This is a genomic window from Xanthomonas sp. MLO165 (assembly GCF_018831305.1).
GTDB lineage: Bacteria > Pseudomonadota > Gammaproteobacteria > Xanthomonadales > Xanthomonadaceae > Xanthomonas > Xanthomonas arboricola.
In genome coordinates, this window is record NZ_CP029263.1 from 4,496,299 (window position 1) to 4,508,667 (window position 12,369).

At 66.1% G+C, this 12,369-nt stretch carries 11 protein-coding genes; 5 read left to right on the forward strand and 6 right to left on the reverse strand.

The window, feature by feature from the left end:
- Positions 1 to 257 precede the first annotated feature (257 nt).
- The 3 genes from DGN21_RS18930 (at position 258) to hemF (ending at position 3,320) form a co-directional block, all read left to right on the forward strand.
- The gene (locus tag DGN21_RS18930) at positions 258 to 974 is read left to right on the forward strand and encodes a hypothetical protein (RefSeq protein WP_184551831.1); all 717 of its coding nucleotides are present in this window, start codon (positions 258 to 260) and stop codon (positions 972 to 974) included.
- Positions 971 to 1,549 (forward strand): hypothetical protein, encoded by a 579-nt coding sequence (locus DGN21_RS18935; protein WP_184551832.1) that lies wholly within the window; start codon positions 971 to 973, stop codon positions 1,547 to 1,549. The genes DGN21_RS18930 and DGN21_RS18935 overlap by 4 nt, the downstream gene beginning before the upstream one ends.
- Before the next feature lie 871 nt (positions 1,550 to 2,420).
- Entirely contained in the window at positions 2,421 to 3,320 is a 900-nt protein-coding gene (hemF, locus tag DGN21_RS18940; RefSeq protein ID WP_024937543.1) for an oxygen-dependent coproporphyrinogen oxidase, read from the forward strand.
- A 428-nt stretch (positions 3,321 to 3,748) separates the two neighbouring features.
- On the opposite strand, the gene polA is transcribed toward hemF, so the two are convergent.
- A complete protein-coding gene (polA, locus tag DGN21_RS18945) occupies positions 3,749 to 6,550 on the reverse strand; it encodes a DNA polymerase I (RefSeq protein ID WP_184551833.1) in 2,802 nt (933 codons plus the stop codon).
- A 77-nt stretch (positions 6,551 to 6,627) separates the two neighbouring features.
- Between polA and DGN21_RS18950 the strand changes: the two genes are divergently transcribed.
- Entirely contained in the window at positions 6,628 to 6,918 is a 291-nt protein-coding gene (locus tag DGN21_RS18950; protein WP_026064381.1) for a DUF2782 domain-containing protein, read from the forward strand.
- A gap of 225 nt (positions 6,919 to 7,143) precedes the next feature.
- On the opposite strand, the gene DGN21_RS18955 is transcribed toward DGN21_RS18950, so the two are convergent.
- The 5 genes from DGN21_RS18955 to DGN21_RS18975 form a co-directional block, all read right to left on the reverse strand.
- Positions 7,144 to 9,672, reverse strand: coding sequence for a serine/threonine-protein kinase (locus DGN21_RS18955; protein WP_215825029.1), 2,529 nt, complete (start codon positions 9,670 to 9,672; stop codon positions 7,144 to 7,146).
- Positions 9,651 to 10,190: an ECF-type sigma factor EcfK gene (gene ecfK / locus DGN21_RS18960; RefSeq protein WP_046346102.1), complete on the reverse strand. Its 540-nt coding sequence runs from the start codon at positions 10,188 to 10,190 to the stop codon at positions 9,651 to 9,653. Before ecfK ends, DGN21_RS18955 begins: the two co-directional genes overlap by 22 nt.
- A 192-nt stretch (positions 10,191 to 10,382) precedes the next feature.
- Positions 10,383 to 10,508, reverse strand: coding sequence for a hypothetical protein (locus DGN21_RS18965; RefSeq protein WP_215825248.1), 126 nt, complete (start codon positions 10,506 to 10,508; stop codon positions 10,383 to 10,385).
- Positions 10,509 to 10,729: 221 nt separating this feature from the next.
- Positions 10,730 to 11,257, reverse strand: coding sequence for a hypothetical protein (locus tag DGN21_RS18970; protein WP_104628246.1), 528 nt, complete (start codon positions 11,255 to 11,257; stop codon positions 10,730 to 10,732).
- Between the two features lie 463 nt (positions 11,258 to 11,720).
- Complete coding sequence (locus DGN21_RS18975) at positions 11,721 to 12,146, reverse strand: hypothetical protein (RefSeq protein WP_024937547.1); 426 nt, start codon at positions 12,144 to 12,146, stop codon at positions 11,721 to 11,723.
- Here DGN21_RS18975 and DGN21_RS18980 point away from each other — a divergent pair.
- On the forward strand, positions 12,139 to 12,312 hold the full coding sequence (locus tag DGN21_RS18980) for a hypothetical protein (RefSeq protein WP_160954434.1): 174 nt from the start codon (positions 12,139 to 12,141) through the stop codon (positions 12,310 to 12,312). The two genes, DGN21_RS18975 and DGN21_RS18980, sit on opposite strands and share 8 nt — an antisense overlap.
- Positions 12,313 to 12,369: the final 57 nt, after the last annotated feature.

Below are 12,369 nucleotides of genomic sequence, written 5' to 3' on the forward strand. Positions count from 1 at the left end.
GCGCGCGGCGCCGGCATCCCCGTGCTGCAGCAAGCGACAGATCGCCCAGGTTGCACGCGTGATGCGCTGCCACGGTAGCCATCGCCATGCGTCACCCTGCCCGGCACTCACCTGCACGTACGCAACTGGCCCTAAGCTTGGCGCAGGATCGGCAGATCGCTGGCGCATTGCGCTCCCCTTTGCCGGCCCGCCGCCCGACCGGAGCGCCGCCGGCACCGCAGCGGTTTCCGATTCGCGGCGCGCAGAAGGTAATCGCGATGGGCCTGTGGGACCGTTTGTTTGGACGCAAGACCCCGGTGGCGAAGACGCCCCGAGCCGAACCGACCGCAGCGCCGGCAGCTGCAACCGATGGCACCGATACCGAGGTCCAGATCGACCCGGCATTGCAGCCCGCACTGAGCCTGTTCCAGCGCGGCGATCAGCTGGGCGCCTACAACGCTGCGCAAGCGCAGCTGCACCTGGGTGCCGACGCACAACGTCTTTGCGCACTGGCATTGAGCGCGCTGGACCGCTACCGCGAGGCATACCCGCACTGGCTGGCGCTGTACGAACTGGAGCCCACCGCGCACAACGCATTGCAGTTGGCGACCACTTCGGTGATGTGCAACGAGATCGATCGTGGCGAACAGTGGCTGCTGACCTTCGACGATCTGAATGCGCAGGAGCGCTCCACCTCGCCGGCCACCGCACGCACCAGTTTCCTCACCGCGCTGACCCGCGCCGGTCACGGCGCGCACGCGTTGCCGCATCTGGAGTGGTTGCGCGAGGCCTACGCCGGCATGTCGATCACCGACAGCCACTTCCTCTACGTGCGCGGGCTGCCCTTCTTCGAAGCCTTCCTGGAGCGCAGCACACCGTTGTTGCGCCAGTGCCTGCCGGCCGACGCGCTGCCCGGTTGGTACGCGCAACTGCAGCCGGCCCTGGATCCGGATGGCCAGGCCGCCGTGGCCGCCCATATCGCATCGCTGCAATGAGCGCGCCGACACCGCGCCCTCGACCGCGCGGCGGCTTCGTCACGCCGCTGGCATGGGTGTCCCTGCTGCTGGGTGTCGTCAGCGCGATGTCCAACCTGCTGCAGATCGCGATGATCGTGCTGATGCCCGACGCGGCGGCGCTGGGCTTGCCCAAAGGGATCAGCCTGCCCACCTCGTTGCAGTGGTTGATCGATCATGCGTTGTCATTGTCCGTCGTAGGCGTGGTGCTGTCGGTGGCCTTCGCATGGTTGAGCTGGGCCTTGCTGCAGCGACGCGAGTGGGCGCGGGTCGGGTTCGTGGCGGTGTTGCTGGTGACCGCACTGCTCAATGTCGGTGGCCTGGCGTTGATCGGGCCGTTGTTCGAGGGCGTGCAGGCGATGCTGCCTGCCGATGTCGTGCACAGCCCCGAGTGGCCGCAGCTGCAGGCACGCCTGCAGGCAACCCGCCAGGCGGCGTTGCTGCTGACAGGCCTGGGCGTGCTGGCAATCGGCTGTCTCCACGCAGCGCTGGCATGGCGGTTGTGCACGCCCGCAGTGCGCGCCGAATTTGCCGCCTCGCGCGAGCGCAACGGATGAGGGAATCGAGACGTCGAGCCGTGGCGACGGTTAGACACGGCACGAGGCTTGAATCACAAGCCCGGTGAGTCGAGGGCGCGATGCCCTCACCCACTTCCCGGACACGCCGTAAATCCGTCTGTAGAGGCCTCCTGGCAGCATCCATGCCGCCAAGGGTCCCGGAGCCGGTAAGGACATCGCACCAGGATGTACTTAGGTTGCTTCATTGAAAGCCCGTTGATTGCTAGGCTCGTCTTGGGAAACTGATTGGGCGCGCTGTCACGACAACACCGTCATGCTCTGCTTGCAACCTGCACACCAACCATCTCCGGCGGTCCTTGCCCGCTCACCGTCGTGGGACCTTACGCGGCATGGATGCCGCGTAAGCGCCTACAGGGACGTACTCGCGGCGTGTCCTGCGAGGGTGGGCGGGCAAGGGCCCTGCAGCAAACTCAGCTTTCAGGACGCGGGGAGGACACCGCACCGGTCGCAGGCGGTTCTGTTGAAAACCATGCACACCGACCAGCTCGACGGGTCCTTGTCCGCCCACCGTCGCGGGACCTTACGCGGCATGGATGCCGCGTAAGAGCCTACACGGACGTACTTGCGGCGTGTCCTGCGGGGGTGGGCGGGCAAGGGCCTGCAGCCAGACCGCCGATCGCATGCCCTGCTTCTGCTTCCTCTTCCGCTTCTGCTGCTTCTGCCTCGCCCACACTGCCCGGTCCCAACTAGAAAACAGCCGGCATATGAATCCTGGCGTGGGACGAGCCGGCAAAGCCTGCCTGGCCAAGTACCCGATGCCTACACCTACACGCCGCAGCGCCTCGCCCTGCGACAAACGGGCGCGTTTGCCCGACTGCATGAAGCGCGATGCACCGCTTAGAATCGTGGCATGAACGAATTCGACCGTGTACGCGATTATTTGACCGGCCTGCAGGACCGTATCTGCGCTGCCGTGGAAGCCATCGATGGCAGCGCGCGTTTTGCCGAAGACCTGTGGCAGCGCGAGGAAGGCGGTGGCGGGCGCACCCGCATCCTGCGCGATGGCGCGGTGTTCGAGCAGGCCGGCATCGGGTTTTCGGACGTGTCCGGCTCGCGCCTGCCGCCTTCGGCCAGTGCGCACCGGCCAGAGCTGGCAGGGGCGACGTGGCGCGCCTGCGGCGTGTCGCTGGTGTTCCACCCGCACAACCCGCACATCCCCACCACCCACGCCAATGTGCGCTACTTCCGTGCCGAGCGCGATGGCGAGGTGGTGGCGGCCTGGTTCGGTGGCGGCTTCGATCTGACCCCGTTCTATCCGGTGGACGAAGACGTGCTGCACTGGCACCGCACCGCGCAGGCGCTGTGCGCGCCATTCGGCGAGGAGCGCTATGCCGCGCACAAGCGCTGGTGCGACGAATACTTCTTCCTGCGTCACCGCAACGAGACGCGTGGCGTGGGCGGGCTGTTCTTCGACGACCTGGGGCAGGATTTCGAACGCGACTTCGCCTACCAGCGCGCGGTTGGCGACGGCTTCCTGGATGCCTACCTGCCGATCGTCGAGCGCCGCAAGGACACGCCCTACGGCGAGCGTGAGCGCGAGTTCCAGCTCTACCGCCGCGGTCGCTACGTGGAATTCAACCTGGTCTACGACCGCGGCACCTTGTTCGGCCTGCAAAGTGGCGGGCGGGCCGAAAGCATCCTGATGAGCCTGCCCCCACGGGTGCGCTGGGAATACGGCTTTACGCCAGAACCGGGCAGCGCCGAGGCGCGGCTGATGGACTATCTGGTCCCGCGCGACTGGCTCGGTTGAATCGGTCGATTAAAAACGCAGCGCTAATGAAACGCTGTGTTGATCGATTGAGTTAATTCGACCTATTTAAATTTGTGATTTCCCGCGACGCCGGTGGAGCGTGCAATACGATGAACCGGTTATGTTGCGTAGCAAAATAATTGCAGGCCGGAAATAAAAAGCCCCGCAGACCAGGGGGAGGTCGGCGGGGCCAGGGAACGGAAACTTGGGGAGTAGTTTCCGCTCCGAGATCTGCTCCAGGGGATGGGAGAGATCTGCCGACAGGCGTTGCGCCCGTCGAGGGATATAACACCATTTTCTACATTGATGGATCGTGAAGATAACTGTTAAAAATATGTAGAATTTAGCGGTTATTCATTCCATCGGCGCAGGCTCGATTCGTATTATGTCTGGTCTGCGCATTCAGCATATCCGCCTTATCTGCTGCGTCAGTGCGCCTCATCCCAGTTATCGCCAACGCCGGAATCGACCACCAGCGGCACGCGTAATTCGGCAGCGGCCGACATGCGCGTGGTCACTTCGCTCAGCAGCGTGTCGACGAAATCGGTCTGGGCTTCGAATACCAGTTCGTCGTGCACCTGAAGGATCATCAGCGCGCGCTCGGCATGGTCGGCGATCCAGCCGTCCACGCTGACCATGGCGCGCTTGATGATGTCCGCTGCGGTGCCCTGCATCGGTGCGTTGATGGCGGCGCGCTCGGCGCCGGCACGCTGGCCCTGGCTGCCGGCGTTGATGAAGTCCAGATACAGCCGGCGGCCGAACACCGTCTCCACGTAGCCCTTGTCGCGTGCCTGCTGACGGGTGGTTTCCATGAAGTCGCGTACGCCCGGGTAACGGCTGAAGTACAGCGCGATGTAGTCCTGCGCCTCGCCGCGGCCGATGCCGAGCTGGCGGGCAAGACCAAACGCGCTCATGCCGTACATCAGGCCGAAGTTGATCGCCTTGGCGGCGCGGCGCTCGTCGGCGCTGACGGTGTCGATGGTGCGGCCGAACACCTCGGCGGCGGTGGCGCGGTGCACGTCGGCGCCGGACTCGAACGCACCGACCAGGCCGGGGTCGCCAGACAGGTGCGCCATGATGCGCAGTTCGATCTGCGAGTAATCGCAGGCGATCAGCTTGCGCCCGGCCGGGGCGACGAAGGCGCGGCGGATGCGGCGGCCGTCTTCGGTGCGGATCGGGATGTTCTGCAGGTTCGGATCGGACGAGGACAGCCGCCCGGTGGCCGCGCCGGCCTGGTGGTAGCTGGTGTGCACGCGCCCGGACTGCGGGTGGATCATTTCCGGCAGCTTGTCGGTGTAGGTGCTGCGCAACTTGGTCAGGCCGCGGTATTCCAGGATCACCCGCGGCAGCTCGTGCTGGTCGGCGATGGCTTCCAGCGCCTCTTCGTTGGTCGAAGGCTGGCCCTTGGGCGTCTTGACCACGGCGGGCAGCTTGAGCTCGTCGAACAGCAGCGCCTGCAGCTGCTTGGGCGAATCCAGGTTGAAACTGCGCCCGGCCAGCTCGGTGGCCTTCTGCTGGGCGGCGAGCATGCGCTTGGACAGGTCCGCGCTCTGGCGGCGCAGTTCGGCCGCGTCCACGCACACGCCGTTGGCTTCGATGCGTGCTAGCACTTCCACCAGCGGCATCTCGATGTCGCGGTAGACCTGCTCCAGGCCCGGCTCGGCCGCCAGCCTGGGGCCGAGCACCTGGTGCAGGCGCAGGGTGATATCGGCATCTTCGGCGGCGTAGCGGGTGGCGTCGTCCAGGCTGATCTGGGCAAACGGGATCTGCTTGGCGCCCTTGCCGCAGACGTCCTCGTACTTGACCGTGTCGTAGCCCAGGTAGCGCTTGGCCAGGCTGTCCATATCGTGGCGGGCGCTGCCGGAATTGAGCACGAAGCTCTCCAGCAGGGTGTCGTCGCTGTAGCCGGCCAGGGCGATGCCGTGGCGGCGCATCACGTGCAGGTCGTACTTGCCGTGCTGGCCGAGCTTGCGCACCGCAGGGTCGGTGAGCAACGGCGCCAGCTGCGCCAGCGCCTGGGCACGGTCGAGCTGGGCCGGGGCGCCAGGGAAGTTGTGGCCGAACGGCAGATACGCCGCCTGGCCGGGCTCGGCGGCCACGCTCAGGCCGATCAGGTCGGCCTGCAGTGGGTCCAGGCTGTCGGTTTCGGTATCGAAGGCGAATTGGCCGGCGGCGCGCAGGCGCGCGATCCAGCTGTCGAGCTGTTCCTGGGTCAGGATGGTGTCGTACTGGCCGGGCGCCGACAGCGCCGGGTCCACTTCCACCGGAGCGCTGACCGGGCCGGACACGAAGCCGGTACCGCGCGCGCGGCCGGGTTCGGTGCGGGCGTTGGCAGCGGCGGCTCCCAACGGCATCGGCTCTGTCAGCAGGCCGGCCTGGGCGGCTGCACCGCCGAGTTCGCGCAGTGCCTGGGTGAAGCCGTAGCGTGCGTACAGCACCGCCAGCGTTTCGGCGTTGGGCTCGCGCAGGTCCAGCGCGCGCGGGCCGCTGGCCAGGGTCACGTCGGTCTTGATGGTGACCAGTTCGCGGTTGAGCGGCAGCCGTGGCAACGCGGCGCGCAGGTTGTCGCCGATCTTGCCCTTGATCTTGTCGGCGTTGGCGATCACCCCATCGAGCGAGTCGTATTCGGCCAGCCATTTGGCGGCGGTCTTGGGGCCGCACTTCTCCACGCCGGGCACGTTGTCCACGGTGTCGCCCATCAGCGCCAGCAGGTCGACGATCTGGTCGGGGCGCACGCCGAACTTGGCGATCACCGCCTCGTCCGAATCCATGCGGCTGCCGCTCATGGTGTTGACCAGTTCGATGCCCGGGCGGACCAGCTGGGCAAAGTCCTTGTCGCCGGTGGAGATGGTCACGCTCAGGCCGTCGGCGGCGGCCTGCAGGGCCAGCGTGCCGATCACATCGTCGGCTTCCACGCCGTCGATGCGCAGGATGTCGATGCCCAGCGCATGCACGATGTCGCACATCGGCTGCACCTGCGCGCGCAGGTCGTCGGGCATCGACGGACGATTGGCCTTGTAGTCGGCATACAGATCGTCACGGAAGGTCTTGCCCGGCGCATCCACCACGAACGCGACATAGGCCGGGCGTTCCTTCAGGGTGGCGCGCAGCATGTTGACCACGCCGAACAAGGCACCGGTGGGCTCGCCCTGGGCATTGGTCAGCGGCGGAAGCGCGTGGAACGCGCGATACAGGTAACTGGACCCGTCGATCAGGACTAATCTGCTCATGCGCCAATTCTACGCTGCACGCTCACGCCACATCGTGCCGGCGCATACTTGCCGACGACCTAGAACGGATGACGACGATGAAGAGAGCGAGTCTTTTGCTGCTGCCGTTACTGCTGCTCGGCGGCTGCGCCACCACCTCCGGCGGTACTGCCGGCGACGGTATCCCCGCCGGTGCCGATGTCACCAGCAAGACCATGGGCAACGGCGACAAGGTCGACGAGTACCGGGTCAACGGCCAGCTGGAAATGGTGCGGGTGACGCCTGCCCGCGGTGCGCCCTACTTCCTGTACGACCGCGATCATGACGGGCATACCGATGCGGAGAAGGACAAGGTCAATAAGGTGTATTGGAAGCTGTATAGCTGGTGATTCGGGAATCGGGAATCGGGAATCGGGAATCGGGAATCGGGAATCGGGAATCGTAGAGCGTAAGCCTCGCGGGTCTTGCGGCGCTGGTTTCGGTGACATCAGCCTAGTGCCGGGCGAGATGGCCCGCCGGTTTCGGTACGCCGCCGCATGGCGACAAGGATTGCCTGTGCTGTCGCCCTGCGGCAGCTGTCGGCCGGCGGTACTTGGCCGGCCCGATACTTCATCTCAGCGTTGCGCCACCGACTCCATGGTTTCTGCGCTGGAGGTTGCGGGAAGCGCCTTGGCCGGGGCGACCAGCGCCAAGGTCTGGCGTGCGGCGCGCAAGGGTTGTTCGGCATCGCCGTAGATGCCGGTCAGAATCTGCAATGCCTGCTGCGCGTGGTCGTGCGCGGCGGCCAGCTGGCCGAGCCTGCGCTCGGCTTCGGACAGGCCGCGCAGGATCTCGGCAGTCTGTGGATGCGCACGGCCCAGTATCCGCATGGACGACGCCAGCGACGCGCGCTGTTCGGCCAGCGAGGCATTCAGCTGGCCGTTGTCCAATAGCCACAACGCATGGTTGCTGCGATAGCCGATGGTGGCCGGCGCATCGTCGCCGAACAGGGTGCGCGCGCGCTCCAGGACTACGCGGTAATGCGGGCCGGCGTCGGCCAGCTTGCCCTGCTGCCGCAATGCGTGGGCCAGGTTGCTTTCCACCATCAAGGTGTCGGCGGCGTTGTCGCCGTAGAGCTTGCGGGTGAGGCGCAGCAACGAGGCCAGTTCGGTTTCGGCAGCGGCAAAGTCGCGTTGCATCAGCAGGAACACCGCCAGGCTGTTGCGCATCGACAGCACCAGCGGGTGCTCCGGCCCGCGCATGGCGATACGCTCGCGCAGCAGGCTGCGCTGCAGGGCGGTTGCCGGCAGCAGCTGGCCGACGTCGGCCAGCAGGCCGGCATAGACATTGCCGGCATCGATGCGTTGATCGGCGGTGCTGGCGCCGTTGGCCAGCGCGGCGACATAGGCATGCCGGCCCTCTGCCATGGCATCGGCCATGCGGCCCTGGTCGCGCAACGCCCATGCCAGCCGCGCGCGCATCTCGTTGCCCAGCGCCTGCTGTTCTGCATCGCCGCCTGCCGCCAGCGCGATGCTCTGGCGCAGCACATGCTCGGACTCGCTGGCCTTGCCGGCGCCGGTCAGCGCCTGGCCAAGCATCGAGGCCGCTTTCAGGGCCGGCACGCTGGCCGCGCCCATGTGCTGCCGCGCCAAGGTCTGGGCGATGCGCAGATGCAGCACCGCCTGCGGATAGTCGCCCAGCGCGATCAGCGTGCGGCCCAGGGTCAGCTCCACGTGCGTACGAGCATCCGGCTGCTCGGCCAACTCACGCGCGGCACGCTGCGAGGCCTGCTGCAGCACACGCAGCATCAGCGTCTTGTCCAGATCCTGCGCAATGCCCGGGTCCACGCTGGACAGCACCGACCCCATGAAGTCGCCGGTGACCTGCGCGCGCTGCGCATCGCGCGCTGCGTGTTGCAGCGACCACAGTGTTGCACCCAGGCCGGCAACCAGCGCGATCGAAACAAGTGCAGCAGCCAGCACGCCGCTGCGATGGCGCTGGGTGAACTTGCGTAGCCGCAACCAGCCGCCGGCCTGCAACGCGCCTGGCGGATAACCATCCAGCCAACGGTGCAGATCCTCCAGCAAGGCCGACACCGACGCATAGCGCGCGCCCGGCTCCGGCGCCAACGCGCGCAGCACGATCGCATCCAGGCCATCGCGCAGCTGATCCTGCAGCTTGCCGTGGCTGGTCGAACGGGCCGCGCAGATCCGCGCGCGCGCATCGGCCGGCACTGCCGCCACCCGCTGCGATGGCGGCTGCGGCACGCCGTCGCGGTCTGCCACCGGAACCAGCCCGCAACTCAGTTCGTAGAACATCGCGCCCAGCGCATAGATGTCGCTGCGTGCGTCCACCTCCGGCGCGCCGCGCGCCTGTTCCGGGCTCATGTAGCCGGGCGTGCCGCGGCCATGCGCGGAGGTCATACCGGGGTTGGACGCATCGACGGCGATGCCGAAATCGATCACGCCCGGCATCGGTCGCCCGTCGACCGCGCTGACCAGCACGTTACTCGGTTTGAGATCGCGATGGATCACGCCTTTCTGGTGCGCGTGCTGCACCGCCTCGCCCACCCGCAGCATCAGCAGCACGCGCGCCTGCAGCGATAGCAGGTGCGCATCGCACCACCAGGTGATCGGCTCGCCGCGCAGATACTCCATCACCAGATACGGACGGCCGTGCGCATCGGTGCCCACGTCGTGGATCTGCGCGATCGCCGGGTGCACCATCTGCGCCAGCAGCCGGCATTCGAATTCGAACAAGGCCCGGCCCTGCACATCCAGGGCTTCGGCGGCCACCAGCTTGATCGCCACCTCGCGCTCGTAGGCACCGTCGGCGCGATGGCCCAGATAGACCTGGCCCATGCCGCCGGCGCCGATCAGGCGGTCGATCGCCCAGGCACCGAAGCGCGTGCCGGCCGGCAGTTCCGGCAGCGGCGCGCGCAGTGCCGCGGCGGCCTGTTGCAACGGCGCACGCACGCGCAGCGTGGCCTGCGATTCCACCGCCAGCATCGCCAGCAACTCATCGCGCAGGACCGCATCGTCGCCGGCCTGCGCACGCGCGAATGCCTCGCGCGCCTCTACCGGCAGCTGACAGGCCTGATGGAACAAGGCCTCCAAGCGCTGCCAGGAGGTGGCGGCGCCGCTCACAGCTGCGCCGCCAGCCATACGCGCGCGAAGCGCAGATCGCGCTCCAGCGTCGGCACCGACACCTCCAGTTGCTCGGCCGCCTCGGCCACGCTGAAACCCACCAGCTCGGTCAGCGCGAAGGCCTTGGCCTTGCGCTCGTCCACCCGCGCCAGCTTGTCGAAGGCATCGGCGACCACCATCAAGGCCTCCGGCCGTGGCGTACCGTCGGACAGGCTGATCGTCAAGGTCACTGCCTGCCCCAGCCGCTTGGCGCTGGCATGGTGGCGCGCCAGATCCACCAGCAAATGGCGCATCTGCAGCGCCGCCACCGCATAGAAATGCGCGCGCGAGCGAAACGCCTGCTGGCCCTGCTCCAGCCGCATCCACGCCTCGTGCACCACCTCGGTCGCCTGCAGGCCGGCACGCACATCGCGCCGCAGCTCGCGCAACGCGGTGGCGCGCAGCACCTCGTAGACCTGCCGCGCCAATGCGTCGCCCGCGCCGGGCTCGTCGCGCTGCCAGGCCTGCAACAACTCGGTGATCGGCAGCTCGGACATCCGGTCCATCTCGCCTGCGTGGGAGCGCAGTATCCCGCATTGGCGACCGGGCAGGCACTTCAAAACCAAACGGTTTAGCTCGCCTGCCTGGTCCCCCGACCACGCGCGTCGGGCCGCCCGGGTCGGACAGCCACCACGGTGCGGGCTACCAGGTCGGCCCCTGACGGAAGAAGGCCACGCAGCCCGCCACCGTCAAGAAGCCATCCGCCCATGCGTGAGCGTGGCATTGCCGGCCTTGCCGGATGCCGGGCCGTAGATCCTGCCTTTCCACAGAGCCACGGCATCCACCAGTTCGCTGCGGATCAGCGTGCCTTCCATCGGGTTGTTGCGCTTGCCCGGATCCGGATTGACGATATCGCTCCTTGCGCTACAGGGTTTTGCTCCTCACGACCCGGTATTGCGCTCTTCCGGCAGCGTCTCCTGCGTTGCATACCTTCCAGTCCTTCCCCGCTGATGGGAGAAGGTACTGGACCGTCACGGATCCAACAGTCCGCTTGATGTGCGGCATGTGAGCTCTGTAAATCCCCGTTCAAAGAAGACTAGCTCAAGTTCAATGTCGAACCTTCTGCACCGGCACGGAACTGCTGCGCGCCGCCGCCCACGGCGGTGTAGACGATGGCAAAACTCTTCTTGACGTTGGGATCTGGGTCCCCGCCGAACGTCGCGTTGCTCACCGGGATCGCTGTGCCGCCGTTGTTGAGCAGCCACTGGCAGATCGAGGTGACGTCGTAACCGTTGTTGCCGGTCCCGTACATTGCACGCACGACGGTAAAACTGGGGTTGCTAGGCACCGGAACGGGCGTACTGGCAGTAGGCGGATTAGGCACCAGATCGATCTGGCCATTTTCCGCACAACCGAGCGCAATGGGATTCCCATTGTTCAACGCCGGATTCTTGTAAAGAATCGCAAAGTTTTTGACTGTGCCCGGATCGGGGTCGGTCCCGAAGAAGGTATTGCTTGCGGTGATATCGTCATTGCCTGTATCGACGCTACTCTGGCATAGCTGGGTGACATCGACTCCTGCATTGCCGGTACCGTATACAGCGGAAAGGATCGTGATAGCCATGATAAGTGCCCTTTTTCCGGGGCTGGGAAGGCTGCCCCGACTCGCCTCTCGCCATGGGCTGCCGGTCACCCGGCACCCTGGCACACCATTGACGCAGCCTGCAGCGACCCTGGATGCGCAACTCCGCATTCTTCGTCGGGTTTCCAGGACATCGTGACGCGGGTGGTGGCAACAGACGTGGGACTGACGCACAACGCACCCGGTTGCGGTCTAGCGGCTCCTGCAGTGGCAAACAACCCTGAGTCGCTGGACGCCGCAGTCGTGAATGTCGCCAGAGCATGCACACCGTTTGAGGCGGCGCCTGCACTCATGCCGCTTCCAACCTCTGCCACGTTCGCTCGACATCAGGGAGCAGATGGACACGCCCACCGAGACAACATTTCAGGTCCTTGCCGGGATCGAGATGCATTGACGCCGGCCGCAATCGCGGCGTTGCGGCCGGCGCCTGGCCGACGTCCGGCAATCAGCTGCCTTTGATAAAGGCAATCGCCGGATCACTCGAGTTGTAGCGGACGTAGTGATCGCCGTTGCGATAGGTGTTGACCTGATAGCTATCGCCTGTCTTGTCGTAGAAATAGTAGTCGTAGTGCTCGGTGTTGCTGAAATACAGGATGTAGGCCCAGGTTCCGCCGTAGGCTCCGAGACTGTAGCGAGGAATCGCAGCAATCGATTTGACCTCTGCGGTGGTATCGGTCCAGTTGTTTCCGGTCAGCGGCCAAGCGACCGCAATGCCGAAATCTTTCTTCGCTTCTTCACCTGCAGCATCGGCTGGCACCGTCTCCTGGTTGCTGCCGCGAAACCCGACCTGATAGGGAATGCCCTTGTCACTGACGGCGTCGGTCCATTCGATGCCGGATTCATCCTGCAGATGTGGCGATGCAATGCTCATTCTTTTTCTCCTGGTGGCAAACCAACACAATGTGTTCCGGCTGGAACACAGCTACGACCTGGAAACGACGACGCTGGCGCTGCCAACGCGTCCGGATTCCGGGTCAACGCCGGGCCGGCACGCCACGCACGGCGCGCTGCCTGGTGGCTGCGGGCAAAACGATTGAATGCCGCGAGCGGGCTGCCGACGCGGCTGCACGCACGGAAGCTCCACGCTGCGCGTG

Bases quoted from the DNA above. Each gene is read 5' to 3' on its own strand.
- DGN21_RS18975 (WP_024937547.1), bottom strand. From the start codon at position 12,146: ATGAGCATTGCATCGCCACATCTGCAGGATGAATCCGGCATCGAATGG.
- DGN21_RS18955 (WP_215825029.1), bottom strand. From the start codon at position 9,672: ATGGCTGGCGGCGCAGCTGTGAGCGGCGCCGCCACCTCCTGGCAGCGC.
- DGN21_RS18930 (WP_184551831.1), top strand. From the start codon at position 258: ATGGGCCTGTGGGACCGTTTGTTTGGACGCAAGACCCCGGTGGCGAAG.
- ecfK (WP_046346102.1), bottom strand. From the start codon at position 10,190: ATGTCCGAGCTGCCGATCACCGAGTTGTTGCAGGCCTGGCAGCGCGAC.
- polA (WP_184551833.1), bottom strand. From the start codon at position 6,550: ATGAGCAGATTAGTCCTGATCGACGGGTCCAGTTACCTGTATCGCGCG.
- hemF (WP_024937543.1), top strand. From the start codon at position 2,421: ATGAACGAATTCGACCGTGTACGCGATTATTTGACCGGCCTGCAGGAC.
- DGN21_RS18965 (WP_215825248.1), bottom strand. From the start codon at position 10,508: ATGGAAGGCACGCTGATCCGCAGCGAACTGGTGGATGCCGTGGCTCTG.
- DGN21_RS18980 (WP_160954434.1), top strand. From the start codon at position 12,139: ATGCTCATTCTTTTTCTCCTGGTGGCAAACCAACACAATGTGTTCCGG.
- DGN21_RS18950 (WP_026064381.1), top strand. From the start codon at position 6,628: ATGAAGAGAGCGAGTCTTTTGCTGCTGCCGTTACTGCTGCTCGGCGGC.
- DGN21_RS18935 (WP_184551832.1), top strand. From the start codon at position 971: ATGAGCGCGCCGACACCGCGCCCTCGACCGCGCGGCGGCTTCGTCACG.
- DGN21_RS18970 (WP_104628246.1), bottom strand. From the start codon at position 11,257: ATGGCTATCACGATCCTTTCCGCTGTATACGGTACCGGCAATGCAGGA.